We start from the raw sequence: 26,730 nt of genomic DNA on the forward strand, positions 1-26,730 counted from the left end.
AGGGAACCGCTTTTTTGTTATTGTGCCCGGACTTTGATGCCGTCCTCTTCCATTACGACATGGAAGGCTTTGATTTCATTGTCATCCAATAGAAGATCTGTCATTTCGTCCTCGATCAATTCTTGGATGGTTCTTCTGAGCGGGCGTGCTCCGAAAGCGGGGTGGTAGCCGATTTCAGCGATTTTTTCTTTCGCATCATCGGTGACGCTCAGGCTGATGCCGCGCTCTTTTAATGTGTCTTCAAGCTCTGTGAGAAGCAGGCTGACGATTTTCACGAGATGTTCTTTTTTTAGGGATTGGAATTCAATAATGCTGTCAAACCGGTTTAAAAACTCCGGTTTGAAGAACGCGCTCAGTGAATCAATCAGCGTTTGTTCTTCCATGACGCTCTCTTCAGATTGGAATCCGACTTTCACCTGTTTTTCGCCGGTTCCAGCGTTGCTAGTCATAATCAAAACGGTATCTTTGAAGCTGACCGTTCTGCCCTGGCTGTCTGTCAGACGGCCGTCCTCCATAATCTGCAGAAACATATGCTGGACATCAGGATGGGCTTTTTCAATCTCGTCGAGCAGCACGATGCTGTACGGATTGCGGCGCACTTTTTCCGTTAATTGACCGGCTTCATCGTGTCCGACATATCCCGGCGGTGAACCGATAATTTTTGATACGGCGTGTTTTTCCATGTATTCACTCATATCGAGACGGATAATGGAATCTTTTGTACCGAACAGTTCATCTGCGAGTGTCTTTGATAACTCGGTTTTTCCGACTCCGGTCGGTCCGACAAAGAGGAAGGAGCCGACAGGTCTGTTTTTGGATTTTAAGCCGGCGCGGCTTCGTCTGACCGCTTTTGCCACTTTTTTCACGGCTTTTTCCTGACCGATGACACGCTGATGAAGATGCTCTTCAAGTTCCTTCATTTTGACTTGTTCATCAGCCTGGAGTTTTCCGACCGGAATGCCTGTTTTCTGTTCAACGATGGCTTGAATATGCTCCGCACCGATTTCAGGTGAAGAGGCCGGTGTTTCATGCGCCAGCTGCTTTTCCAAAGCCGCTTCTTCATCACGCAGTTTCGCGGCAAGCTCATAATTTTCTTCATGAAGCGCTTTTGTTTTCTCCGCGTCAATTGCTTTGAGTCTCTCAGCCGCATCTTCTTCATTTACGGTATCAAGCTCCAGGTTCGCCTTAGAGCCGGCTTCATCTAATAAGTCGATCGCTTTATCCGGCAGGTGGCGGTCCTGAATGTAACGGGATGAAAGCGTAACACAGGCGTTTATTGCTTCATTGCTGAATGTGACGCCGTGGTATTTCTCGTATTTATCTTTAATGCCTTCCAGAATGCTGATGGCTTGTTCTATTGTAGGCTCGTGAACCATGACAGGCTGGAAGCGTCTTTCAAGCGCCGCATCTTTTTCAATCTGGCGGTACTCTTTCAGCGTTGTCGCCCCGATGACCTGCAGCTCGCCTCTGGCAAGCGCCGGTTTCAGGATGTTCCCGGCATCCATTGATCCCTCGGCAGAGCCGGCGCCTACGAGAAGGTGAATCTCATCAATGAACAAGATGACGTTTTTCCGTTCTTTTAATTCGTTCATTAATTGTTTCATTCTTTCTTCAAACTGGCCTCTGATCCCTGTATTGGCGACGAGAGAAGCGACGTCAAGCAGGTAAAGCTCTTTGTTTTTCAATTTGTTCGGCACATCGCCCTCAGCGATTTTAAGCGCGAGGCCTTCTGCAATAGCCGTTTTACCGACGCCCGGCTCACCGATCAGCACCGGATTGTTTTTATTCCGGCGGTTCAAAATTTCAATTACGCGCGCCACTTCATTATCGCGGCCGATCACAGGGTCAATCAGACCTGCTTTTGCGCCGTTTGTGACGTTTTGAGCGAGCTCGTCGAGCAGGCCTTTTTCAGGGCCGGACTGCTGTTTATTTTGATTGGGAGCGAAACCTTGCTCAAACGGGAATCCGAATGATTGCGGCCCCATGCTCATAGACGGTTTTCGGGTTAATTCTGTATAACATGTTTCACATAAAACGAATTGTTTTTGAATGGAATTGACTTGCATGTTCAGGCGAATCGTCGCCTCGTTTTTCTGACAATGTTGACAACGCATTTGCCAAAACCTCCTCGAAAAATGTTTGATCATCTTTGACCAAATGGATTAGAAAATAAGGCCGAAACTTTGACCTTCTTTGATTATTAGTATACTCTGACCTTCTTTGACTTTCAAGTATTTTGTTTCAAACCCCGAAAAATAAATGTTTACAGCATGATAAGTGATATTCGTGAGGTTTGATTATTTTTGACCAATATAGTCAGAAAGGAAATGGAGTGATTTGACCTTTCTTGATGAAGAGTATACGCCGGCCCTTTTTTTCTTTCAATATTTTTGCTTAGAGGAGAGAGCTGAATCTGTTTTCTCCGGGGAAGGACGATTTGTTCGTCTTTTCGGGAGACTTGTCTCATAAGCATATATAAAGGCCTGGACAAATATGCGCTTAGCCGGAGGGTGAAATGGGACAAACAAAAGGTTCTGCAAGTCAGCTTGCATTTGTATACGTAGGCACGGTTGTAGGAGCCGGTTTTGCCACGGGACGGGAAATCGTTGAGTTTTTTCTGAAGTTCGGCTGGATCGGTCTGTTCGGTATCGTGGTAAGCGGTCTGATGTTTACATATTTAGGCGCCAAAATCATGATCATCTCCAAACGGATTCATGCAGCATCTTATCAGGAATTGAACACATATTTATTCGGCCAGTCCATCGGCCGCGCCGTGAACATGTTTATGATGTTTATATTGCTGGGAGTGACCTCTGTCATGCTGTCCGGAGCTGGAGCGCTGTTTCATGAACAGCTTGGCTGGCCCGCACAAGCGGGGATCCTTCTGACGATCGTACTGAGCCTTGCCGTCATGACAAGCGGTGTTAAAGGTGTGGTCGGCGTCAATATATTGGTTGTGCCGCTTTTAATTTCTTTCTCTTTTATCGTGACAGCTGATTCATTTGTATTTACAAGCACGAGAAACGCGGACGAATGGGTATGGCCTGACAAGTGGAACTGGCTTTTGTCCGCCGTCTCTTACGGCGCGTTAAATTTATCGCTCGCCCAAGCCGTCCTTGTGCCGCTTGCGAACGAAATGTCTTCAGAGAAGGTGATCAGAAGGGGAGCTTATTTAGGCGGCGTTCTGTTGACACTGGTGCTTGCCGCGAGCTTCTTATCATTATCGGTGCTGCCGGATGTGCTGGAGTTTGACATTCCGATGGCTCAAGTCGTCTATTCGTATTCGCGTTCGCTTCATATCATTTATTTGTTTATTATTTTCGGGGAAGTGTTTACGTCGGTTATCGGCAATTTATACGGATTGGAAAAACAATTAAACAGTTTTCTTCGTATAAAAAGTACATATATTTACGGCGGCATTTTGGCGTTTGCTTTCATTATCAGCCAAATCGGTTACGGGCAGCTGATTTCCACCGTTTATCCGGTGTTTGGGTATGTGAGCCTCGCTTTCATCGGCGCATTGATTTGCAAAAAAATCCCGAAAGAAAAATAAGGATATAAGGAAAATGTCTGTATTTTTTGGGAATTCCCCTTCTTTTTTCCTGCCATTTCTGTATAATGAATTGGGAAATGATGGGGAGGAGTAAGAGATGAAGGATCGACGTGTATTATTGGGATTTATTTTTATTTGTATCGGAATTGTATTTTTTTTACAGAAGGCGGGAGTTATTCATCTATCCGCAGGTTCGGCGTGGCCGTTTCTTTTCATTATAATGTCCGCAGGATTTCACGCCGGATTTATTTTTGCGAAAAAAACGACTGAACAGGCGGGACTGCTCGTTCCCGGCGGTATGTTTCTTGTGCTGGGCTGCCTGTTTTGTTTTGAGACCGCAACGGGATGGACGTATTCAGGCGTGACGTGGCCTGTTTATATATGGGCGCCTGCTCTCGGTCTGTTTGAGCTGTGGTATTTCGGCGGGAGAAAGATCGGCGTATTGATTCCTGCTTTCATCCTGACAGCCGCGGGAGCACTATGCTTTGCCGGAATGCTGATGACGGGGCTGTGGCCGCTTTTGATCATCGCAGCCGCGCTTTTGTTTCACGCCGCTGCCTTTATGCAGCCGAAAAAAAGATCGGGCCTTCTTATTCCGGGCGGCATTTTGCTTGTGACGGGCGGCTTGTTATGGTTTGAAACGCTGACGGATTGGACATACGCAAATGTGACATCGCCTGTCTACCTCTTTGCCGTTGCATTCGGGCTGTTTGAAGCCTGGCTGTTCGGCAGAAGGCAAAGAGGGCTTTTGACTGCTGCGGCGGTTCTGTGCGCCGCGGGCATTTTCGGCATATTCACCAATGCAAATGAAGTCATCAGCGAACGCGGCTGGCCCGCTCTCATTCTGTTGCTGGGCGCCGCTTTTCACATTCCGATTTTCGGCCCGAAACCTGTCAAAAACGCGGGGCTTCTCGTACCGGGCGGCATCTTATTGATTACGGGGATCTTGTTTGTCTTTGAAACGGCAACCAATTGGTCCTACTCCGATGTGACATGGCCTGTTTACCTGTTGGCAACGGCATTCGGTTTATTTGAGCTGTGGCTGTTCGGCGGGAAACAGAAGGCGCTGCTCATTCCGGTTGCGGTGCTGACCTTGACAGCACTTTGCTTTATGATGACGTATCAGCCGATCATTCCGGTTTCTGTTTTCTGGCCTGCTTTATTTGTTCTGATCGGGATTGCGCTGATGGTATTTCCGGGGAAGAAACGCGGGGTTTAAACCCGCTTTTGCAGCCTGACACAGGGTTCAGGCTGTTTTTTTATTGTCACGGGAAACAACATTATGGTATGATAGCAAAAGTGAAAAAAGAAGAAAATCCGTATTGATGCGGGAGAGGTTCTAGCTACACCCTCTATAAAAAACTAAGGACGAGCTGTATCCTTGGATACGGTTTTTTTATGTTTTTTAGGGCGCCTTCTCCGAAAAAGGCGCTTTTTTTATGGAATGATAGATAAGGGAGAGAAAGACATGAAAAAAGAAAAAGCGGTTGTGGTGTTCAGCGGAGGCCAAGACAGCACGACTTGTTTATTATGGGCTTTGCAAAACTTTGAAGAAGTGGAAACTGTTACATTCCATTATAATCAGCGTCACCAAGAAGAAATCGATGTGGCAAAATCGATTGCCGAAAAGCTCGGTGTCAAAAACCACTTGCTTGATATGTCTCTTTTAAATCAGCTTGCGCCGAATGCGCTGACAAGAGATGATATCGAAATTGAAGCGAAGGACGGGGAATTGCCGACAACCTTTGTACCGGGACGCAACCTTGTATTTTTATCCTTTGCATCGATTCTTGCATATCAAATCGGTGCGCGCCACATTATTACCGGTGTTTGCGAGACTGATTTCAGCGGCTACCCGGACTGCCGTGACGAGTTTGTCAAATCCTGCAATGTCACCGTCAATTTGGCGATGGAAAAGCCGTTCGTCATTCATACGCCGCTTATGTGGCTGAACAAAGCAGAAACGTGGAAACTTGCGGATGAGCTCGGCGCGCTTGATTTTGTAAAGAATAATACACTGACTTGCTATAATGGCATCATTGCGGACGGATGCGGCGAATGCCCGGCATGCCTGCTCCGCAATAAAGGATATGATGAATATATGAAAATGAAAGGAGAGCGGAACTAATTGCTTTCTCAAATTTACCCGCAGGTTCAGCATCCTTATTCGTTTGAGTTAAATAAGGACATGCACATTTCAGCCGCGCACTTTATTCCCCGCGAAAGCGCAGGAGCGTGCAGCAGAGTCCACGGGCACACGTATACAGTAAATATTACCGTTGCGGGGGATGAACTGGACGATTCAGGCTTTCTCGTGAATTTCAGCGTGCTGAAGAAATTGGTGCACGGCGCTTATGACCATACATTGCTGAATGACCATGAGGAATTTTCTGATGATGACAGATATTCACTGCCGACGACCGAGGTCGTGGCCAAAACGATTTATGATAAGGTGCAGTCCTACCTCGAAACACTGGAGAATCAGCCGGTCTGCGTGCAGGTTTTTGTCAGGGAAACCCCGACAAGCTATTGCGTATACCGCCCGAAAAAAGGTGATAGGAATGGCTAAAGGAATTCCGGTATTAGAAATTTTCGGACCGACGATACAAGGGGAGGGCATGGTTATCGGCCAGAAAACCATGTTCGTCCGCACGGCGGGCTGCGACTACTCCTGCAGCTGGTGCGACTCCGCTTTTACATGGGACGGCTCAGCCAAAAAAGATATCCGCTGGATGACAGCGGAAGACATTTACCGCGAGCTGAGAGAAATCGGCGGAGACGCCTTTTCTCATGTCACCATCTCAGGAGGAAACCCGGCGCTGTTAAAGCAGCTTGACGCGCTGATTTTGCTGCTGAAAGAGCACGGGGTGCGCGCCGCTTTAGAAACGCAGGGAACGGTCTATCAGGATTGGTTCACAATGATTAACGACCTGACGATTTCACCGAAGCCGCCAAGTTCGGGGATGACAACCGATTTTGCAAAGCTCGATCACATTGTGTCTTCGCTTGATGCGGCAGAAAGGCTTAACGCGGTCAGCTTAAAGGTCGTCATTTTTAATGATGAAGATCTGCAATTTGCGAAAACCGTGCACAAGCGGTATCCGAATATTCCGTTTTACCTTCAGGTCGGAAACGATAACGTCCATACGACGGACGACCGGGCATTGATCGCACATCTGCTCGGAAAATACGAAACACTTGTTGATAAGGTTTCTGCCGATTCGGATCTGAATCTCGTCAGAGTCCTGCCTCAGCTGCATACATTGCTTTGGGGCAATAAACGGGGAGTTTAATAGAAAGGGAGATTTATATGACAAGAAAAGAATCAGAATTAGAAGGAGTTACGCTCCTGGGGAATCAAGGGACAAACTATTTATTTGAATATGCGCCGGAGGTTTTGGAATCATTTCCGAATAAACACGTGAACCGTGATTATTTCGTTAAATTCAACTGCCCGGAATTTACGTCGCTTTGTCCGAAAACGGGACAGCCGGATTTTGCAACCATCTACATCAGCTATATTCCGGACGAAAAAATGGTGGAAAGCAAATCGCTGAAGCTGTATCTTTTCAGCTTCCGCAACCACGGAGATTTCCACGAGGACTGCATGAACATCATCATGAATGATTTGATCGAATTAATGGACCCCCGCTACATTGAAGTATGGGGCAAATTTACGCCAAGAGGCGGAATCTCGATTGACCCGTATACAAACTACGGCAGACCGGGAACAAAATATGAAAAAATGGCCGAACATCGGATGATGAATCATGATATGTACCCGGAGACGATTGATAATCGGTAATTATTCCGTTGTGTGATACGGAGTGTGACCCGCACTAAGCTCAATAAAAGTGTGACCTGAGGTGCAACCTGAACTGTGACTTTTATGCAGTGGAAAATTGATAGTACAGAAGCAGATTAAGGCGTACAATTTGTACGTCTTTTCTTTTTTATCCGAAAGAAAAAATGCCTATCTAAAGATCATAGGCATTAAATATTATTATCAATATTTTCATTTATTTTTTGGCTAAGTTTCTGAACCTTCTCTTTAACATTTGAAACAGCTCTTTTTTGAATTTCATCAAAGTTTTCCTGAATATAGTCCGTGACACTTCTTATTAGAACTTCACTTTCAAAATTGAATATCTCATTTATTTCTGACTGTTCTTCATCTGTTAGGTGATGGTATTGAAGTATTTACTTCAGCAGCTACATCAATCCTCACTTTAGTTGTTCTGGTTGTACAATTTCATATTCACCTTCTGCATACTCTTGCTCCGCATAATGGCTTCCCCATTGACAGAGCTCCTGCAAGATAGGTTTAAGAGATTCTCCAAGTTCAGTGGATGAATATTCAACCTTCGGCGGTACTTGATTATACATCTTTCTGCTCACAAGTCCACTGGCTTCAAGCTCTCTAAGTGTTTGAATCAGCATTTTCTGAGTTATATTTGGGATCATGCGCTTTAATTCACTCGTTCTCTTTGGTCCATTCATTAAAAAGTATAATACAAGTCCTTTCCATTTTCCGCCAATGACTTCCTTTGTCACTTCAAACCCACAGCTAAATTTTTTCATGTCTAAAGCTCTCCATTCCACATTTATTACTTTTTAGTTACTATATCACAAAAAAGTGGGTACTTCCGATAATGTGCTTACTGAAGGATACTATATCTTGTAAGTTGTTCTTCAAGTACTTAAAGGTACTAGACATAAAATAATATGAATTCTAAAGGAGTGTTAAGTATGGGTAAATTTGAAGGTAAAATAGCGCTTGTAACGGGTGGAACAAGTGGGATTGGTCTTGCTGCAGCACAAAAATTTGTAAACGAAGGTGCATATGTTTATATCACGGGACGCAGACAAAACGAACTTGATAAAGCTGTTAACCAAATTGGCAAGAACGTAACCGGTGTTCAAGGTGATATTTCTAAGCTTGAAGACTTAGACAAACTATATGACATGATAAAGCAGGAAAAAGGTAAGTTGGACATTCTTTTTGCTAATGCAGGCATCGGCAACTTCCTTCCATTAGGTGAAATTACTGAAGAGCAGGTTGATAGAACGTTCGACATTAACGTTAAAGGAACCATCTTTACTGTTCAAAAAGCGTTATCACTATTCCCGGACAAAGTAGGTTCTATTATTGTAACGGGCTCTACTGCTGGATCAATTGGCAACCCAGCGTTTAGTGTATATGGAGCTTCTAAAGCAGCATTAAGAGCACTGGTTCGCAACTGGATTCTTGACCTAAAAGGTACTGAAATCCGTGTAAATGTGGTGAGTCCAGGAGCTATTCTTACACCTGCATACGATGAGCTTTTTGGTGATGCACTTGAAGGAGCAATGGAAAATGCCAGAAATACTGTTCCAGCTGGAAAAGTTGGGACACCTGAAGAAGTAGCAAACGCTGTATCTTTCCTTGCTTCAGACGAAAGCAGTTACTTGACGGGTGTTGAATTGTTCGTAGATGGCGGGCTAGCACAGGTATAATTTCACTGCGCAGAGATTACAAATAGTCCCCAAAAAAGGTTAAAATCAATCGTTTGGTAAGGTGTGAAATTGGTGTGACTTCATGATTAATGCTAGAGCAAGTACTTATGGGACAAGACTTTGACCTGCCTTTTCTTCCACGAGGACTGCATGAACATCATCATGAATGATTTGATCGAATTAATGGACCCCCGTTACATTGAAGTATGGGACAAATTCACGCCTAGAGGCGGAATCTCCATTGACCCGTATACAAACTACGGCAGACCGGGAACAAAATATGAAAAATGGCCGAACAACGGATGATGAATCATGATATGTATCCGGAGACGATTGATAATCGTTAATCACTATAAAAGCGTGCCTATTATGACTTTTATGCAAATAAATTGCTATTGCAGAGGTAATGTAAGACGTACAAATGTGTACGTCTTTTTCTTTTAAGCACAAAAACAATTTATTAACGAAAGTATTTTGGCAGAAAGGCTAACAAAATCAAAGGAAAATATGTTGTAGATTGCTTTCTTTTTTTGTGGGGCATCCATATCCAATCACGTTATCTTGCACTTGAACATTTTTTATAGACTGGTACCGCGACAAATTATTTCTCTTCTACATACCAATAAAGTAGACATTAAAAAGTGAAAGAGAGGGCGAAAATGTGTGAAAATTCTTTTCCTCGAGAGTCATCCCATGTGGCTCTATGGTTTACCAAATGGGTTTAGGGAAGCAGGACATACCGTAATGATTTCCGGTCCTGTAAGTCGGGAAAATATCACTGAAATGATAGACGAATTTAAACCAGATCTAATAGTATCTATGGGATGGACACCAGAGCATTCAAGGGAAAAGCAGGCCTGGATTCGCAACGCTACTAAAAAGGTGAATATCCCTCTCGTTTATTGGGCAACTGAAGACCCGCTGCACACTCAAAACTTTACTATCCCGTTAATTAAAAAGGTGAAACCAGATTTTGTTTTCACGGTTACGCCTTCTCTGTGTAAAACTTATGAAAGCATGGGGATTAAAGCAGCTCACTTAGACTTTGCATTTCACGAAAGTATACATCACCAGATTAAACCATTAGCAAAATACAGTTGTGATATAGCAGTGGTGGCTAATGCTTACCCTAATTTTCTTGAAGAACATCCGGAAGTGTTCCGTTCGTCCTCTTTAAAAACGCTTATTCGTCCTCTTATACGGAAGGGTATTCGCATTGATTTTTGGGGGAGAAACTGGGAAAAAATGAGTAAATATATAGGAAGAGAAATTCCCCGCAATTGGATCCATGGATACCTTGATTATACTGAAGCATATAAAGTCTACAGTTCAGCAAAAGTCGTTATCGGTTTGCAAAACTGTGAAAGCCAACTTACGCAACGCACCTATGAGATTCTTGGTTCCGGGGGGGTTTTATTGACATCGGATACACCAGCAGTTCGAGGTAAATTCAAACCTGGCCGCGATCTCATCGTTTCTTCCTCCTCAAAAGAAACATTGGAAAAGGTTAAATACTATTTGAATCATGATAGCGAGAGAAAAAAGATTCAGATAAACGGTAAAAAGGCTGTAAAGAATGATTCCTATCGGCATAGAGCCGAGAGAATGCTTGAGGTGCTAAAAAGCAGAGGAATTATAAGAAACTTAGGGGAAACCATTCATTATGTAGATGTTCTCAAAGAAAAATACGTGATCCATCATGTTACTCCCGGTGAAACATTATCAATAATTGCCAGGAAGTATAATGTTTCTTTGCAGCAACTCATGGAGCTTAATCATTTCAAATCAGATCAAATATATGCTGGACAAATCATTAAGATTAGAGCGAAACTGTTTAGAAATATTGATAACAAATTTTTCTAAAGGAGAGTAATATGAATGAAGGGGAAAATACCTAAAATAAGAAATCAAGCGAATAAAGTAAAAAGAACGCCTCGTTATATGGAATTTCCCGTAACATACGAAGTATATCATGTGGAATCCGGCGATACATTATGGACGATTTCTAAATCCTTCAATATCCCGGTACAACAACTTATGAATCTTAATAAGCTTTCTTCAGATAGAATTTATCCTGGACAAATTATAAAGATAAGAGAAAGATAATTTTTGAGGTTTCGGAAACGAATCAAATTGAACTGACAATCCTCATTTTTTTATTTGTGGGGAACTTGATATTTTTGGGGATGAAGGGGTTATGAGATGTTTCAAATGAGCTATTTCTATTCTGGATTAGGATGGGATTTTATTCAACACGTTGATCAAACGAACGGAGTATTAAATGTTGTGTCTCCTGATTTTTTCTATATCAGAAAAGATGGATCATTACTTCTCCGTTCAGCTAATCCCGATGTGATTAAAGCTCTTCATAGAAGAAAATTAAAAGTAGTTCCTTTTCTAAGCAATCATTGGGATCAGGATTTGGGACGATTTTCATTAATGAACCGAGTTCTTTTAGCTAAACAAATTTCTCATGCAATAGAAGAACTGGATTTGGACGGAGTTAATATCGATATAGAAAACCTTACAGAAAAAGATCGGAATTCATTTACAGATTTTGTTAGATTGGTAAGAGAAAGTATTCCTAGACATAAAGAAGTATCAGTTGCAGTGGCGGCAAATCCTTTTGGCTGGACAAAGGGCTGGCACGGATCATATGATTACGAGTATTTAGCTAAATATGCAGATTACCTTATGATTATGGCCTACGATGAAAGCCACCTTGCTGGACCTACTGCAAGTGTAGGATGGGTGGAAAAGTCCATTCAATATGCTCTGACCCAAAAAATCTCTCCTAAAAAACTAGTTTTAGGATTGCCATTCTATGGCCGCTGTTGGATGAAAGGCCAATCTGCCTCTCAAGCCATTCCCCTTTACCTTGTTGACTCATTAGTAAAAAGGCATAACGGGACAATTATTTTTGACACAAAGAGTCAATCTCCAAAAGCTATTTTTACTGTCAATCACGATAACAAGGGGCTGTTGCCTTCGGGAACATATACATTATGGTTTGAAAATGAACAGTCACTCAGAGCAAAAATAAAACTCGCTCAAAAATATAATCTGAAAGGTCTTGGCAGCTGGAGTCTTGGACAAGAGGATGCGTCAGTCTGGAATACAGTGTTTAAAAATATATAATGATTTATAGTTCAAAGCAAAATTCGAAGATAATTGCAATGAATCTCTATCCTGAATGGATGCTGGTTTATCTAAAAAACATGATGAGAATTGATTGACCACTCTCATTAAAAGATGGGGAAATTCAAGGCGCCAAGGTACGTGGAGAACCATGACTTGTTGATAATCGACCATATAGTTTCTCCTCAGAAATGAGGGGGTTTTACATAAAAAAGACGAGCGAATCCGGGGGGAATTCCACTCGCCGCTTTCTAATGAAAAGACGGGTGCTGGATGGCAGCTCGTCTGTTTCATTATAAAATAGGGAACATACGTTTGTAAAGGCCTGCGCTGTTTTTTCTCATTCGGAGCGGATCAATTGTAAAGGAATGGTCAGCATGATAGCATGTCCTGTAAAAAGAAGGAGTGTTCGTTATGGAGCCGTTAGAGTTAAACGGTGTAAGACTGAAAATGTATGATTGTAAAGAAAGTGCGGGTGAAAACGGCCGCATGATTTCATTTATATTGAAGGTGACCTCTGAAACGTATCATGATATTGCCGTCCTTTTGTATGAAAAAACATTTGACATCAAGGCACCCAAGCGTGGGCTTGAATTCCGCGGTAAAATAACCAACTACTATACATCCGTCACTAATCTTTACAATAAAGATGAGACCGATGATTTTTTTGTAGAAATGACCGAGATCTGAATTCATTTGAAAAAGCTGCCGGGCGGCAGCTTTTGTGCGGGATATGTAAATGGTTCGGATTGTTCGGGGGGGTTAATAGGAGTCTCTGATGATTTTATAATTCTTATGGTTGACGACAGTGAGGGAATCTAATTCAAGGTCACGATAATTATCCATGATGGTTACATCAACGATGACGGAGTTTTCATTTACTTTTTCAACAATACCGGTTAATCCGTTTTTAAATTCAATGACGTTTCCAACCTTAGCAATTTTCACGAGCTTCCTCTCCTTTATCATAAATCCTGTTTGAAAATATTTTGCAGTATTTTCTTTAAGAAGTAAAGCGATATGGGTATCAGCCCGCTCAATCATTGTCCCGGCGGGGGAAAGATGGTATATTGATTTTCGGGAAAAAGCCGAGAAAAGGAGGCTGTGTTCGTTGCTGCCTGAGGAAATTTCAGAATGTATCAACCAAATGCGCACCGGTGAAATCAAAGAATTCAGGGTGCAGAAAGAACATTTTCTTGCATTTCGAGCAGTTTTATCGAAGCAGGAAGATTTTAAGCATTTCCGCGGTATTGCACAGCAGGGCGGAGATGTTGTATTTCAGTATTTAGAACAGCCAAGAAGCTGACGGCTCCTCACACTTGAGGAGTCTTTTTTTTGTTTTTTGGTTTCTCATTTCATCTTGCTGTAACAGATGTAAACAAAATGTAAAATCCCTCCGATGGATACTTTTACTGCTATTTGGTTAATGTTGTGAAAATGACGGCTGTTTTCCTGCCAATAACAAGGCTGTTAACGAACTTCTTCCATCATAAAAGCTGATTGGGAGCACTGGAAAATCTTTAACCGTGAATTTGCGCACAGCTCTTGTTAAGGTAGTGAAGTATTTAAGGAGGAAATCGTATGACGACAAAATTTGCTGCCTTGGCTGTCTTTTTTCTATGTTTTATGCCTGCATCAAAAATTGAACATACAGAAGCTCTGTTTACTTTTGCGAAGAAGCCAAAGCAAGAACCCAGCACACTGGTTGCTGATTTAAATAAAAAAAGCTCGGTTCCGAAGCTTTCAAAAACGGATCATAAGCATTCTATCCAACCGATAAAGCTGTCATCTCACCAAGAGAAGAAGGCAAAACCGGAAGAGACGGCTTATCAGCCGCCGAAAAAAACGTATTCCCGCGCTGACAGACAACTTCTGTCACGTCTCGTTCACGCAGAAGCGAAAGGTGAATCTTATAAAGGGAAGGTTGCGGTAGCCAGCGTAGTGCTGAACCGTACTGAAAAAAACGGCTTCCCGGATACCATTCGGGGTGTGATCTATCAAAGGAATGCATTTGAACCGGTAGCAAACGGAAGCATTAATCAAAAGCCGGATAAGGATTCCATCGCCGCCGCAAATGAGGCGCTTGACCATCCGGGAAGAGAAACGGACGCGTTGTTTTTCTACAATCCGAAAACGGCATCTGACCACTGGATCCGTTCCCGAAAAATTATCGAACGGATCGGCAGACACGTATTTGCGATGTAAGCATAGCGGGATAAAAAATATCCCGGCTATGCTTTTTTCAATTTTGAGAAATCGAAAATATTTTCAGAACTTGTCTCATATGATGATGGAAGAACGAGAGACAAGGAGAGACACCATGAATCGATTTGTGAAAGGGATCATTCTTTTATCCATCGCCGCCTTTTTCGCGGAATGTCTGGAATTTGTCGTGAATATGATACTGGCGCGGGAGCTTGGCGAGCATGGGATGGGACTTTACATGAGCATTCTGCCCACCATTTTTTTGATTATCGTCATCGCCAGTCTGGAGCTTCCGATCTCCATTTCAAAATTCATCGCGGAATCCAATCAGAAGCTGCATGAAAGCATGCTCCGGCATGCCTTCAGAATGACCGCCGTTTTTACCGCGTTTTCAACCGCGGCCGCAAGCATCGCGCTGCCGTTCATTCCTGTATTCGATACGTATCACCCGTTTATTAAAGGGATTGTCATCGGGCTGATTCCAGTCGTCGCTTTTACATCCATCGCCAGAGGTTATTTTATGGGTGTGCAGCAAATGGGAAAAATCGCGGTTGCGAATGTCATGAAAAAAATCATTCAAGTGCTTTGTCTGTTTATCTTTTTTCAATGGTACTCTTTTGAAATTGATATGGCCGTGCTCATTTCATTATTTGTGCTGGTCGCAAGCGATGTCGTGGTGTTCGTTTACTTGTATACGCAGTTTATTTTGGCGAGGAGGGCGCTTTCCGGCCATCAGCACATTCATCTTCGCGGCAAGGACGTGCGGAAACGCCTCCTGGCCGTATCGATCCCGACAACGGGACTTCGTATATTTCATGCGGTGACGAATGCCATTGAACCCTTTTTAGTGAAAGGAGCGCTGCTGGCGTCCGGGGCAGCCGGGACAGCCGCGATTGATCAATACGGCATGCTTGCCGGTGTTGCGATGACAATCGGTTCGTTTCCCGCATTTATCGCCCATTCGCTGATGGTCGTCATGATTCCCAGCATTTCAGAAGCGTATGCGCTGTCCCAATATGATATTGTGCTGAAACGGCTGAGACAAGCGATTTTTATTACATTCGGCTACGGCATTCCGGCAGTCTGGGTCATGTTTCAGTTCGCGGGCCCGCTGACCCATTTGTTTTTTCAGTCTCCGGAAGCGCAGTATTATTTGCAGCTTTTGTGGCCGTTTTTTCTTTTTCATCTGTTTGTGATGCCGCTTCAGGCCTGTCTGATCGGTATCGGCCACGTGAAAACGGCGTTTTATCATAACGTATGGAGCAGCATTGTAGGGCTTTCGATGATGTATGTGCTCGGTTCTATGCCGGAATTGCAAATGCTCGGCATTATACTCGGCATGAATACCGGCATGATTCTTCTGACAAGTTTACATTACGCGACGATCTGCAAAGACCTCGGTGTCTCCGTGTTTTTGACGGGCGGCGGAAGAACAGCGCCCCGGATCGAAAGCTGAAAAGGCTGATACATTTCAATAAGGAAGGGCAAGCTATCCGAAACGCGTGAAAGGAAGATCATATGCATAAAAACCGCCTAATTGTATGTGCAGTCCTTTTGATAGCTGCCGCCGTCTGGATGCCTGAAGCAAAAGCCTCATCAGAAAAACAGGCAGTTCCCGCCGTGTTTCTGATGAAGACGATTGAAGGAGACGAGATATCGATTCCGAATAAAGGGCAGAAAACGATTTTGCATTTTTGGACATCGTGGTGTCCGCCGTGCAAAAAAGAACTGCCTCAGTTCCAAACGTATTATGAACAGCATCAGTCCGATGATGTAAGCCTTGTAACGGTAAATTTGATGAATGCCGAGCGAAACAAAAATACCGTTCAAAACTTTGTCAGTCAGCACCATCTCACTTTCCCGATTGTTCTTGACACGAAAGGCGAGCTTATGAAGGAATACGATGTCATGACGATTCCCACGTCATTTCTGCTGAATGAAAAAGGAGAAATCGAAAAAAAGATCGTCGGTCCGATGACCGCCTCACAATTAAAAGAATGGTCAGAGAAATAAAAAGGTGCTGGAGGAATTCCTCCAGCACCTTTTTTGCATATAATGAACAGCTGAAGAAACGCTAATGATAATTATTATCAAAAAGAAATTAAAACAATTATAATTGAAATCTTCCGCCGGCATGCTATAATAAAGAAAACACTGCGATAACACTGTGAAAATGCTGCCTGTCAGGCGGCTGTTTTGCTTTTATCGGGGAATTGAAGATGATTTGCGTTCTCAATTAGAGAGGAGAATTCATAATGAATGAACAAGTGATGACACAAACCCATTCACAACAGCACATACAAGAAGAGCGGGCGGGAAAAAAGTGGCTCCAGCATGCAGAACTCATTGCGGCGCTCGTATCCGGCGTCCTTATTCTTGCGGCCTGGTTTTTTACCGAAACAAAAGGCCTGTCCGTCACTTTGTATATCCTTGCCTTCCTGATCGGGGGATTTGCAAAAGCGAAAGAGGGAATTGAGGATACCATTGAGACGAAGGCGTTAAATGTGGAACTGCTGATGATTTTTGCGGCTGTCGGCTCCGCCCTGATCGGTTATTGGGCTGAAGGCGCTGTTCTTATCTTTATTTTTTCGTTAAGCGGCGCGCTCGAAACATATACGATGAATAAAAGCAGCCGTGATTTAACATCTTTAATGAAACTGGAACCGGAGGAAGCGACACTGCTTGCGGAGGGACGGGAAAAGCGGGTGCCGGCTGCTGAACTTAAGATCGGTGACATGATCGTCATTAAGCCGGGCGAACGCGTAGCAGCAGACGGGATCATTGAGTCTGGCGTGACGAGCCTCGATGAATCGGCGCTTACGGGTGAAGCGATGCCGGCGGAAAAAACAGCCGGAGATTCTGTGTTTACAGGGACGGTAAACGGAAACGGCTCCTTAACGGTCCGTGTGACGAAAACAAATGAACAGTCTTTATTCAGAAAAATCATCCGGCTGGTGGAATCAGCCCAAAACAGCGTGTCACCGGCTCAGGCATTTATTGAGCGGTTCGAAAGTGTCTATGTCAAAGGCGTGCTGTTAGCCGTGGCTTTGCTTTTATTCATTCCTCATTTCGCTTTAGGCTGGAGCTGGAGTGAAACCTTTTACCGGGCGATGGTGTTTATGGTGGTCGCCTCCCCGTGCGCGCTTGTCGCTTCTATTATGCCCGCTGCGCTTTCCCTTATCTCAAATGGGGCCCGCAACGGATTATTGGTTAAAGGAAGTGTGTTTTTAGAGCAGCTGGGAAGCGTACGGATGATCGCATTTGACAAAACCGGCACGGTCACTAAGGGACAGCCGGCAGTCGCGGCATTTCAAGCTGCGGAACATGTGAGTGAAGATGAGATCATGCAGGCGGTGTATGCGATGGAAAAGCAATCAAGCCACCCGCTTGCAAAAGCGATAGCTGAATTTGCCGAAAGCCGGGGCGCCGCGCCCGCAGGACATCTATCGATTGACGAGACGTCCGGATTCGGTGTTCAGGCTGAAATAGAAGGCGTCAAATGGATGGTCGGAAAAGCGGGGTTTGCAGGTGAAGATGCGGCAGATGCTTTTTTGCAAACATCGGGAAAAGAATTAAAGGATAAAGGTTTTACACTGGTCTTTGTTAAAAAAGATGACCGGATTGCGGGCTGCTTCGCCTTAAAGGATCAAATCCGACCTGAAGCCAAAGCCGTGATGGCTGAGCTTGAATCACTGGGCATTAAAACAGCCATGCTCACCGGCGATCAGTCTGAAACTGCGGCTGCCATTGCAAAAGAGGCGGGCATGACGACGGTTGTTGCCGATTGTCTGCCGGACCAAAAGGCAAAAGAAGTGAAGAAGCTGAAAGAAACGTACGGCACAATCGCCATGGTGGGGGACGGCATTAATGACGCGCCCGCTCTGAAAACCGCTGACGTCGGTATTGCGATGGGCGGGGGGACGGACGTGGCCCTTGAAACGGCTGACTTAGTCCTTATGAAAAATGATCTTCACAAGCTTGTGAAAATGTGCAGACTCTCAAGGAAAATGAACCGGATTATTAAGCAGAATATTGTTTTCTCGCTCTCGGTCATCTGCCTTTTGATCTGCGCTAACTTTCTGCAGGTGATGGAACTGCCCTTTGGCGTGATCGGGCATGAGGGGAGCACGATTCTGGTCATTCTGAACGGACTGAGATTATTAAAATAAACATGACAGCCGCACATCGGGCGGCTGTTTTTTAAATGTTCGTTCACAGCATAAACGCCAGAAAACTGATAGAATGAATAAAGAGTCACTTTGGTAAGGAGGAAAAGCAAAAAATGAACAGATTAGAACGTGTTTCATCTTGGCTGAAAAAAGAAGGACATGATGCGGCGTTTATACATACAAAGGAAAACGTATTTTATTTAACTGATTTTTACACGGATCCGCATGAGCGGTTAATGGGATTGTTCCTGTTTCAGGAACAGGAGCCGTTTTTCGTTTGTCCGGGAATGGAAGCCGGACAAGCCCGCAACGCCGGGTGGGAGCATGATATTATCGGCTACGGCGATCACGAAGATCCGTGGGAGCTGATCAAAGCCGAGCTCACAAAACGAAATGTGCGGCTTGATTCCATCGCGGTTGAAAAGGATTCGATCTCTCTTTCCCGCTCAGAACAGCTCAAACAAGCTTCAGGGGGCGCGGCATTTGTTTCGGCAGAAGAAACGCTCAACCAATTCCGTCTCGTGAAAGATGAGAAGGAAATCAGCATTCTCAGGGAAGCGGCAAAGCTCGCGGATTACGGAGTTGGAGTCGGTGTTGCGGCGCTCAAAGAGGGTGTGAGTGAAACCGAAGTACTCGCGCAGATTGAGTTTGAGCTTAAGAAAAAAGGCGTGCAGGGCATGTCATTTTCAACGATGGTGCTGTTCGGGGAAAAATCAGGCCAGCCCCATGGGAATCCGGGTGCAGACCGGTTGAAAAAAGGCGATTTCGTTCTGTTTGATCTGGGCGTTATTCTTGACGGCTACTGTTCAGACATTACGAGAACATTCGCATACCAATCAATCAGCCCGAAACAGGAAGAGATTTACGAAACGGTGCTTAAAGCTGAACAGGCGGCGCTTCAATTAAGCAAACCAGGCGTCAGAATCGGCGATCTCGATTTAAAAGCCCGCGGCATTATTGAAAAAGCCGGATACGGAGACTATTTCCCGCACCGCCTCGGCCACGGACTCGGGATTTCGGTTCACGAATATCCATCAATGAGCAGCGCGAACGACACACTCCTCAAAGAAGGCATGGTATACACGATAGAACCGGGGATTTACGTGCCGGATGTCGGCGGCGTGCGCATTGAAGACGATGTGTTCGTCACAAAAGACGGCGCCGAAGCATTAACGCAGTATCCGAAAGAATTAACGATTCTGAAATAAAAAGCTTTGTGATAAAAAAGGACGGTTCTGGTACGCAGCGTCCTTTTTTATCACCTTTTAAATGAAAAAATCATCAAAATGCTGAAATGGTTTGATGTCATGCTTTTCATTCAGGGGCCGCATGGCAAGATAACTGCCGCCGACTATGGCGAGACACAAACCGATTAAGCAAAGAATCCCCATCGCTGTTCTTCTCCTTTCAAACGAATAGGCTGTTTCTGTTTCTAGCTTACTGTATGAAACGCATTCCAGATCAAGGGAAAAAAGAAAGGGGGACGCCATGGCTACGATCAGAGACATTGCCGGCGCTGCCGGGGTTTCCGTTACAACGGTTTCAAGAGTATTAAACGATCATCCTTATGTAAGTAAGGACAAAAGAGAAAGAGTGAAAAAAGCGATGCAATCGCTCGGATATACGCGCAACATTCATGCTGTGCATTTATCCAAAGGTTTTTCCGATATGATCGGCGTTGTGCTTCCGTCGGTGAATCTTCCGTATTTTGCGGACCTTGTTGCAGGTATTGCCGAGGCTGCCGAAGCGTCAGGCGTGCATCTTTCTTTATACCAGACAGATTATCAGCAGCAAAAAGAACGTTTTGCCTTATCACAGTTACAGGAGCGCCAAGTGGACGGCCTGATTATCTGCTCCAAAGCAATTCCTGATGAACATCTGCTTACCGTGAAAGAACCGCTCATCCTCTGCCAGTACACTGATGCGGCAGGGCTTTCCTCCATCAGTAATCCGCATCGGGAAGCATTTCGGCACGGTCTGGATTATCTGATAGAAAAGGGACACCGGAAAATAGCGATCAGCCTGGCCAGAAAAAAGGGAAAAAACAGTCAAGTACGCATTGCCGCATACAAAGAGGCGCTGAAGAAGATCGGGCAGCCTTACAGGGAAGAGCTGGTTGTGGAAAAGGCGCTGACGCTGCTTGACGGGAAAGCCCTTTTTCATAGATGGAAGAGCTGGGATGACAAACCGACTGCGCTGTTTGCGGCGAATGATCAAGTATCCGCAGGTCTTTACCTTGAAGCCAAGGCAAACGGGACGCGCATCCCGGAAGAGCTTGCGATTTTGAGCATCGACAATCATGATATCAGCAAGATGTTAGGTATTTCCACAATAGATATACAAACAAAAGAAATGGGAAAGCAGGCTTTTCACATGCTTGAGAACCGGATCAGCGGCGGGCCTCCGGCAAGGAAAGTTCTTGATTACCGCCTTATTGAACGATCAACCGTCTAAAAAAAGAATTGACGCGCTTTCCGTTCGTTTTGTACGATATGAGGTATTGAATGACAAAGGAGCTGAGGATCATGAAGGGGTCCTTTACAGTTGAAAAGGTATTAAATAACAATGTGCTCATCGCAACACATGATAGATACAGTGAGGTCGTCTTAATCGGAAAAGGGATCGGCTTTGGAAAAAAACAAGCGGATGTCATTGAAGATAAAGGGTATGACAAGATGTTCATCTTAAAGGATGAAAAAGAACAAAAACAATTTAAAAAGCTCCTCGGTTATGTGGACGAGACACTTGTCGACATCTCCAATGACGTCATTTATCATATCAAGAAGCGGACAAGCCAACCGTTAAATGAGCATATCCATATTGCGCTGACTGACCATATCGCCTTTGCGGTAAAGCGGCTGCAGCAGGGTTTTGACATTAAAAACCCGTTTCTCATGGAAACCGAAACGCTTTATCCGGAAGAATTCCAAATTGCCCGTGAAGTCGTCGGCATGATTAATGAAAAGACGGGAATCTGCCTTCCGGAAGGAGAGATCGGATTTATCGCTCTGCATATCCACTCCGCCCTGACGAATCGGCCCCTTTCAGAGGTCAATCAGCATTCACAGCTGATGTCCCGGCTCGTTCAGGTGATTGAGGAATCTTTCCAGATGAAAGTGAATAAAGAAAGCGTCCACTATTTGCGGCTGATCCGGCATATCAGATTTACCATAGACAGGATTAATCGGGAAGAGCAGACAAAAGAACCAGAAAAGTTAATGTTATTATTGAAAAATGAATACCCGCTATGCTACAATACTGCTTGGAAACTGATAAAAATCTTGCAGCAAATACTGAAAAAACCAGTTCATGAGGCGGAAGCGGTTTATCTCACGCTTCATTTGTACCGATTAACCAATAAAATTTCATAATTTCAGTTGAAACCTTAAAAACGTGTCACTGATTCGATCAGGCATGAGTGATTGAGGGTAAAAAACGGGAAGAACGGTCCCGTTATTTTGCACACCCTTTTTACTCATGCCTTTTTTGTTGTGTAAAAGGGCAAATGTAAACGGTTAAACTGAAGACTTGCGCCAGTGAATTCGTTGTCATGAATTTTCGCTGTAAGGTCACACTAGCTAACAGAGGAGGTACATCTTTTATGTTTAAAGCATTATTCGGCGTTCTCCAGAAAATCGGCCGTGCTCTTATGCTTCCGGTTGCGATTTTACCGGCTGCGGGGATCTTGCTTGCGTTAGGGAATGCCATGCAGAACAAAGATATGATTCAAGTCATGCATTTCTTAAGCAATGATAACGTTCAGCTTGTGGCGAATGTCATGGAAAGCGCCGGCCAAATCGTATTTGACAACCTGCCGCTTCTTTTTGCAGTAGGGGTTGCGATCGGTCTTGCCAACGGAGACGGTGTTGCCGGAATCGCGGCTATTATCGGATACTTGGTCATGAACGTATCCATGAGCGCCGTGCTTATGGCAAACGGCAGTATTCCGTCTGACAAAATTGAACGGGCAAAGTTTTTTGCGGAAAACCATCCGGCCTATATTAACATGCTGGGGATACCCACTTTGGCGACGGGCGTGTTCGGCGGTATTATCGTCGGGGTTCTGGCCGCGTTATTGTTTAACAAGTTTTATAAAATTGAACTTCCGCAGTACCTCGGATTCTTTGCGGGTAAGCGGTTCGTCCCGATTATCACATCAATTTCCGCATTAATTCTCGGTCTTATTATGTTAGTGATCTGGCCTCCGATCCAGCACGGTCTGAATTCTTTCTCCACGGGTCTTGTGGAAGCGAATCCAACCTTGGCGGCCTTTATTTTCGGGATGATTGAGCGGTCATTGATTCCGTTCGGTCTTCATCACATTTTCTACTCGCCGTTCTGGTATGAATTTTTCAGCTATAAAGATGCGGCCGGAGACATCATCCGCGGAGATCAGCGGATTTTCATGGCTCAGATCAAAGACGGCGTACAGCTGACGGCGGGAACATTTATGACGGGGAAATATCCGTTTATGATGTTCGGTCTTCCGGCGGCAGCGCTTGCAATCTATCATGAAGCGAAGCCTGAAAAGAAAAAACTTGTAGCCGGAATCATGGGTTCTGCCGCTCTGACAAGTTTCTTAACGGGAATTACCGAGCCGCTTGAATTCTCATTCTTGTTTGTGGCTCCTATCCTGTTTGCGATTCACTGCGTATTCGCGGGGCTTTCCTTTATGGTTATGCAGCTGCTGCATGTAAAAATCGGTATGACCTTCTCAGGCGGTCTGATTGACTACTTCCTGTTCGGAATTCTGCCTAACCGGACGGCTTGGTGGCTTGTCATTCCGGTCGGCTTAGGATTAGCCGTCATTTACTACTTCGGTTTCCGGTTTGCGATCAGAAAGTTCAATCTGAAAACGCCGGGCCGTGAAGAAGAGGCTGCGGATGAAGGTGCGGGCGCCTCAGGCGAAGCCGGCGACCTTCCTTATGAAATCCTGCAGGCAATGGGTGATCAGGAAAACATTAAGCACCTTGACGCTTGTATCACGAGACTTCGCGTTACGGTCAACGACCAGAAGAAAGTGGATAAGGCCCGTCTGAAACAGCTTGGCGCCTCAGGCGTTCTTGAAGTCGGAAACAACATTCAGGCCATTTTCGGCCCGCGTTCTGACGGTTTAAAAACACAGATGCAGGATATTATCGCCGGACGCACGCCGCGCCCTGAACCGAAAGTATCCGCGCAAGAAGAAGTCAGCCAGCAGGTTGAAGAGGTTATCGCAGATCCGCTCCGAAACGAGCAGGGTGAAGAAGTGTTCGCTTCTCCGATCACCGGCGAAATCCATCCGATTACCGATGTGCCTGACCAGGTGTTCTCAGGAAAAATGATGGGTGACGGTTTTGCGATTCTTCCTGAAGAAGGAATCGTCGTATCGCCTGTCCGCGGAAAAGTGCTGAATGTTTTCCCGACAAAACATGCGATCGGCCTTCAGTCTGACGGCGGAAGAGAGATCCTGATTCATTTCGGAATCGACACAGTCAGTCTGAAAGGCGAAGGATTCACTTCTTTTGTTTCTGAGGGTGACCGGGTTGAACCGGGGCAAAAGCTGCTTGAAGTTGATCTTGAAGCGGTTAAACCTCATGTTCCTTCATTAATGACACCGATTGTCTTTACAAATCTTGCCGAGGGTGAAGCGATTTCCCTTTCGGCCGAAGGTACCGTAAAACGGGAACAAAAAGATATTGTGAAAATCGGAAAATAAGCATATAAATACGCCGTGCTTGTCAGATGACAAGTACGGCTGTATGATATAATATTGTGTAGTAAAATAGCTTTAATTTAAAGGAGAATGATAATCATGGCACAAAAAACATTTAAAGTAACAGCAGATTCCGGAATCCACGCTCGTCCTGCGACAGTTCTTGTACAGACTGCAAGCAAATACGATGCTGACGTAAACTTAGAATATAACGGCAAAACAGTAAACCTTAAGTCAATCATGGGCGTTATGTCTCTAGGTATTGCTAAAGGCGCTGAAATCACAATTTCCGCTTCAGGCGCTGACGAAAACGATGCTCTTAACGCTTTAGAAGAAACAATGAAAAGCGAAGGACTCGGCGAGTAATGCAAGAATTAAAAGGAATAGGCGCTTCAGCCGGAATTGCGATTGCGAAAGCATACCGGCTTGAAGAGCCGGACTTAACGGTTGAAAAGAAAAACATTGCTGATGCTGCGGCTGAAGTAAGCCGTTTTGATGAAGCGATTGTACGTTCTAAAGAAGAGCTTGAAAAAATTAAAGAGCATGCTTTAAAAGAACTGGGACAAGACAAAGCTGACATTTTCTCCGCGCACCTTTTAGTTCTGAGTGATCCTGAGCTGTTGAACCCGGTAAAGGAGAAAATCAGCACAGATTCAGTCAATGCTGAATTCGCTTTGAAAGAAACAGCTTCCATGTTCGTTACTATGTTTGAATCAATGGATAACGAATACATGAAAGAGCGTGCGGCGGATATCCGTGACGTAACAAAACGTGTGACGGGGCACCTGCTGGGCGTGGAAATTCCGAACCCGAGCATGATCTCAGAAGAGGTTGTTATCGTGGCTGAAGATTTGACACCGTCTGATACGGCGCAATTAAACCGCCAGTTTGTAAAAGGTTTTACAACTGATATCGGCGGACGCACTTCACACTCCGCGATCATGGCCCGTTCGCTTGAAATTCCGGCTGTTGTCGGCACAAAAGCGGCTACAGGGACAATTGAAAACGGTGTTACGGTAATCGTAGACGGCATCGATGGTGATGTGATCATCGATCCTTCCAGTGAAACGTTAAAGAAATATGAAGAAAAGCACAGTGCTTACCTGGCGCAAAAAGCTGAGTGGGCGAAGCTCGTCAATGAACCGACTGTTTCTAAAGACGGCCATCATGTAGAGCTTGCCGCAAATATCGGCACACCTGACGATGTAAAAGGCGTTCTTGAAAACGGAGGAGAAGCTGTAGGGCTTTACCGTACGGAATTCCTTTACATGGGACGCGACCAGCTTCCGACGGAAGACGAGCAGTTTGACGCTTATAAAACGGTTCTTGAGCGTATGGAAGGAAAATCAGTTGTCGTGCGGACATTGGATATCGGCGGCGACAAAGAGCTTCCTTACCTGCAGCTACCTAAAGAAATGAACCCGTTCTTAGGCTACAGAGCCATCCGCCTTTGCCTTGAAGAGCAAGAAATCTTCAGAACTCAGCTTCGTGCGCTGCTTCGTGCAAGTACATACGGAAACTTAAAAATCATGTTCCCGATGATTGCGACAGTAAACGAGTTTAAACAGGCGAAAGCGATTCTTCTCGAAGAAAAAGAAAAACTCGTCGAAGCCGGCGTAGCGGTTTCTGACGATATTGAAGTCGGTATGATGGTAGAGATTCCGTCTACAGCCGTGATCGCAGATCAGTTTGCCGCAGAAGTTGACTTCTTCAGTATCGGAACAAATGACTTGATCCAATACACGATGGCTGCTGACCGCATGAACGAGCGCGTAGCTTATCTGTATCAGCCATACAATCCGGCGATTCTCCGTCTGATCACCCTTGTTATTGAAGCCGCTCACAAAGAGGGCAAATGGGTCGGCATGTGCGGAGAAATGGCGGGAGACGAAATTGCGATTCCGATTCTTCTCGGCTTAGGCTTAGATGAGTTCTCGATGAGCGCTACATCCATCCTTCCGGCAAGAACGCAGATCAGCAAGCTTTCTAAAAAAGAAGCTGAATCATTCAAAGAAACAATCTTGTCTATGAGCACGACAGAAGAGGTTGTCGCATTCGTTAAAGAAACATTCAATAAGTAATACAACAGCCAGATGGTGTAAGCCGTCTGGTTTTTTTCATATTCGGAAAAAAGGGGGGAACAATAACTTTCAACAGGAGGGATTATCATGACAAAATCATTTGCAGCGGGGGATACGGTCTATGTGATTTACCGCAATCCGCATGCGGCCAATGTTGCCCATATTAAAGAGGCGGAGATCGTCCATCACCCGTATCATGAGGGAGAATTGTCTCTGTTTTTATACGAAACCTATCATCCGCTGGCCGAAGATGACGCGGTCTTTTCGACATATGAGGAAGCGGAAGCGCTTTACAGCGAGCTTTTTGAAGAAGACCGGTATCATTGATCAAAGGAAATGTTTACAACGCATATTCACTCTCTTTTAAACGGAAAGTAACAACATGAGAATATG

At 44.8% G+C, this 26,730-nt stretch carries 27 protein-coding genes, 1 pseudogene and 1 riboswitch; of the genes and pseudogenes, 24 read left to right on the top strand and 4 right to left on the bottom strand.

The genetic code is table 11. From position 1 onward, the window contains the following. Positions 1-17: 17 nt before the first annotated feature. The gene (gene clpE / locus NYE68_RS07630) at positions 18-2,114 is read right to left on the bottom strand and encodes an ATP-dependent protease ATP-binding subunit ClpE (RefSeq protein WP_342494076.1); all 2,097 of its coding nucleotides are present in this window, start codon (positions 2,112-2,114) and stop codon (positions 18-20) included. A gap of 401 nt (positions 2,115-2,515) precedes the next feature. Between clpE and NYE68_RS07635 the strand changes: the two genes are divergently transcribed. The 6 genes from NYE68_RS07635 to queF all read left to right on the top strand — a co-directional run bounded on the left by NYE68_RS07635 (position 2,516) and on the right by queF (position 7,358). Then, positions 2,516-3,553, top strand: a complete 1,038-nt coding sequence (locus tag NYE68_RS07635; protein ID WP_109566902.1) for a hypothetical protein — start codon at positions 2,516-2,518, stop codon at positions 3,551-3,553. Between the two features lie 97 nt (positions 3,554-3,650). Continuing rightward, positions 3,651-4,772, top strand: a complete 1,122-nt coding sequence (locus NYE68_RS07640) for a hypothetical protein (protein WP_324635917.1) — start codon at positions 3,651-3,653, stop codon at positions 4,770-4,772. 108 nt (positions 4,773-4,880) lie between these two features. Next, positions 4,881-4,925: riboswitch (PreQ1 riboswitch) on the top strand. Positions 4,926-5,021: 96 nt separating this feature from the next. Next, positions 5,022-5,681 carry a 7-cyano-7-deazaguanine synthase QueC gene (queC, locus tag NYE68_RS07645; protein WP_003154679.1) on the top strand — a complete coding sequence of 220 codons (660 nt, stop codon included), beginning with the start codon at positions 5,022-5,024 and terminating at the stop codon, positions 5,679-5,681. Then, the gene (gene queD / locus NYE68_RS07650) at positions 5,682-6,122 is read left to right on the top strand and encodes a 6-carboxytetrahydropterin synthase QueD (protein WP_003154678.1); all 441 of its coding nucleotides are present in this window, start codon (positions 5,682-5,684) and stop codon (positions 6,120-6,122) included. Then, positions 6,115-6,846 (top strand): 7-carboxy-7-deazaguanine synthase QueE, encoded by a 732-nt coding sequence (gene queE, locus NYE68_RS07655; protein WP_003154676.1) that lies wholly within the window; start codon positions 6,115-6,117, stop codon positions 6,844-6,846. The genes queD and queE overlap by 8 nt, the downstream gene beginning before the upstream one ends. 17 nt (positions 6,847-6,863) lie before the next feature. Further along, entirely contained in the window at positions 6,864-7,358 is a 495-nt protein-coding gene (gene queF, locus NYE68_RS07660) for a preQ(1) synthase (RefSeq protein ID WP_003154673.1), read from the top strand. A gap of 419 nt (positions 7,359-7,777) precedes the next feature. Here queF and NYE68_RS07665 read toward each other — a convergent pair whose 3' ends face one another. Continuing rightward, positions 7,778-8,134, bottom strand: a complete 357-nt coding sequence (locus tag NYE68_RS07665) for a winged helix-turn-helix transcriptional regulator (protein WP_015417346.1) — start codon at positions 8,132-8,134, stop codon at positions 7,778-7,780. Between the two features lie 168 nt (positions 8,135-8,302). Here NYE68_RS07665 and NYE68_RS07670 point away from each other — a divergent pair, with 168 nt between their 5' ends. The 6 genes and pseudogenes from NYE68_RS07670 (at position 8,303) to NYE68_RS07695 (ending at position 12,877) form a co-directional block, all read left to right on the top strand. Next, a complete protein-coding gene (locus NYE68_RS07670; RefSeq protein WP_015417347.1) occupies positions 8,303-9,049 on the top strand; it encodes a glucose 1-dehydrogenase in 747 nt (248 codons plus the stop codon). A gap of 135 nt (positions 9,050-9,184) precedes the next feature. Continuing rightward, positions 9,185-9,396, top strand: a pseudogene (locus tag NYE68_RS07675) (NADPH-dependent 7-cyano-7-deazaguanine reductase QueF); the annotation flags it as partial. A gap of 316 nt (positions 9,397-9,712) precedes the next feature. Beyond that, positions 9,713-10,912, top strand: coding sequence for a spore protein YkvP (gene ykvP / locus NYE68_RS07680; RefSeq protein WP_053573382.1), 1,200 nt, complete (start codon positions 9,713-9,715; stop codon positions 10,910-10,912). A 15-nt stretch (positions 10,913-10,927) separates the two neighbouring features. Beyond that, positions 10,928-11,155, top strand: coding sequence for a LysM peptidoglycan-binding domain-containing protein (locus NYE68_RS07685; RefSeq protein WP_039062980.1), 228 nt, complete (start codon positions 10,928-10,930; stop codon positions 11,153-11,155). 96 nt (positions 11,156-11,251) lie between these two features. Next, positions 11,252-12,187, top strand: coding sequence for a glycosyl hydrolase family 18 protein (locus NYE68_RS07690; protein WP_053573383.1), 936 nt, complete (start codon positions 11,252-11,254; stop codon positions 12,185-12,187). Between the two features lie 414 nt (positions 12,188-12,601). Further along, on the top strand, positions 12,602-12,877 hold the full coding sequence (locus tag NYE68_RS07695; RefSeq protein ID WP_015417351.1) for a DUF3219 family protein: 276 nt from the start codon (positions 12,602-12,604) through the stop codon (positions 12,875-12,877). 72 nt (positions 12,878-12,949) lie between these two features. On the opposite strand, the gene NYE68_RS07700 is transcribed toward NYE68_RS07695, so the two are convergent. Further along, positions 12,950-13,135 carry a YkvS family protein gene (locus tag NYE68_RS07700; protein ID WP_003154669.1) on the bottom strand — a complete coding sequence of 62 codons (186 nt, stop codon included), beginning with the start codon at positions 13,133-13,135 and terminating at the stop codon, positions 12,950-12,952. A 163-nt stretch (positions 13,136-13,298) separates the two neighbouring features. On the opposite strand from NYE68_RS07700, the gene NYE68_RS07705 reads away from it, so the two are divergent. The 6 genes from NYE68_RS07705 to NYE68_RS07730 all read left to right on the top strand — a co-directional run bounded on the left by NYE68_RS07705 (position 13,299) and on the right by NYE68_RS07730 (position 19,769). Further along, positions 13,299-13,493: a hypothetical protein gene (locus NYE68_RS07705; RefSeq protein ID WP_007409591.1), complete on the top strand. Its 195-nt coding sequence runs from the start codon at positions 13,299-13,301 to the stop codon at positions 13,491-13,493. Positions 13,494-13,768: 275 nt separating this feature from the next. Then, a complete protein-coding gene (locus tag NYE68_RS07710; protein ID WP_015417352.1) occupies positions 13,769-14,392 on the top strand; it encodes a cell wall hydrolase in 624 nt (207 codons plus the stop codon). A gap of 115 nt (positions 14,393-14,507) precedes the next feature. Continuing rightward, the gene (locus NYE68_RS07715) at positions 14,508-15,848 is read left to right on the top strand and encodes a polysaccharide biosynthesis protein (protein ID WP_007409593.1); all 1,341 of its coding nucleotides are present in this window, start codon (positions 14,508-14,510) and stop codon (positions 15,846-15,848) included. 62 nt (positions 15,849-15,910) lie between these two features. Continuing rightward, complete coding sequence (gene stoA / locus NYE68_RS07720; RefSeq protein WP_007409594.1) at positions 15,911-16,405, top strand: endospore biogenesis thiol-disulfide oxidoreductase StoA; 495 nt, start codon at positions 15,911-15,913, stop codon at positions 16,403-16,405. 242 nt (positions 16,406-16,647) lie between these two features. After that, positions 16,648-18,561, top strand: coding sequence for a heavy metal translocating P-type ATPase (locus NYE68_RS07725; protein WP_053573384.1), 1,914 nt, complete (start codon positions 16,648-16,650; stop codon positions 18,559-18,561). Between the two features lie 113 nt (positions 18,562-18,674). Further along, complete coding sequence (locus NYE68_RS07730) at positions 18,675-19,769, top strand: Xaa-Pro peptidase family protein (protein ID WP_324635916.1); 1,095 nt, start codon at positions 18,675-18,677, stop codon at positions 19,767-19,769. 57 nt (positions 19,770-19,826) lie between these two features. On the opposite strand, the gene NYE68_RS07735 is transcribed toward NYE68_RS07730, so the two are convergent. Then, on the bottom strand, positions 19,827-19,952 hold the full coding sequence (locus NYE68_RS07735; RefSeq protein WP_014721086.1) for a hypothetical protein: 126 nt from the start codon (positions 19,950-19,952) through the stop codon (positions 19,827-19,829). 97 nt (positions 19,953-20,049) lie between these two features. On the opposite strand from NYE68_RS07735, the gene NYE68_RS07740 reads away from it, so the two are divergent. From NYE68_RS07740 to NYE68_RS07765, 6 genes are all read left to right on the top strand, one after another. Continuing rightward, positions 20,050-21,015 (top strand): LacI family DNA-binding transcriptional regulator, encoded by a 966-nt coding sequence (locus tag NYE68_RS07740; protein WP_015417354.1) that lies wholly within the window; start codon positions 20,050-20,052, stop codon positions 21,013-21,015. A gap of 50 nt (positions 21,016-21,065) precedes the next feature. Continuing rightward, positions 21,066-21,932, top strand: coding sequence for a ptsGHI operon transcription antiterminator GlcT (gene glcT / locus NYE68_RS07745; protein WP_012117426.1), 867 nt, complete (start codon positions 21,066-21,068; stop codon positions 21,930-21,932). Between the two features lie 230 nt (positions 21,933-22,162). Further along, positions 22,163-24,259, top strand: a complete 2,097-nt coding sequence (gene ptsG / locus NYE68_RS07750; protein ID WP_007409599.1) for a glucose-specific PTS transporter subunit IIBC — start codon at positions 22,163-22,165, stop codon at positions 24,257-24,259. 96 nt (positions 24,260-24,355) lie between these two features. After that, positions 24,356-24,622: a phosphocarrier protein HPr gene (locus NYE68_RS07755; RefSeq protein WP_003154654.1), complete on the top strand. Its 267-nt coding sequence runs from the start codon at positions 24,356-24,358 to the stop codon at positions 24,620-24,622. After that, complete coding sequence (gene ptsP / locus NYE68_RS07760; protein WP_015417356.1) at positions 24,622-26,337, top strand: phosphoenolpyruvate--protein phosphotransferase; 1,716 nt, start codon at positions 24,622-24,624, stop codon at positions 26,335-26,337. Before NYE68_RS07755 ends, ptsP begins: the two co-directional genes overlap by 1 nt. Before the next feature lie 87 nt (positions 26,338-26,424). Next, on the top strand, positions 26,425-26,664 hold the full coding sequence (locus NYE68_RS07765; RefSeq protein ID WP_003154646.1) for a transcriptional regulator SplA domain-containing protein: 240 nt from the start codon (positions 26,425-26,427) through the stop codon (positions 26,662-26,664). Positions 26,665-26,730 lie beyond the last annotated feature (66 nt).

Origin of the sequence: Bacillus sp. FSL R5-0447, assembly GCF_038606125.1 — a bacterium.
Classification (GTDB): Bacteria; Bacillota; Bacilli; order Bacillales; family Bacillaceae; genus Bacillus; species Bacillus velezensis.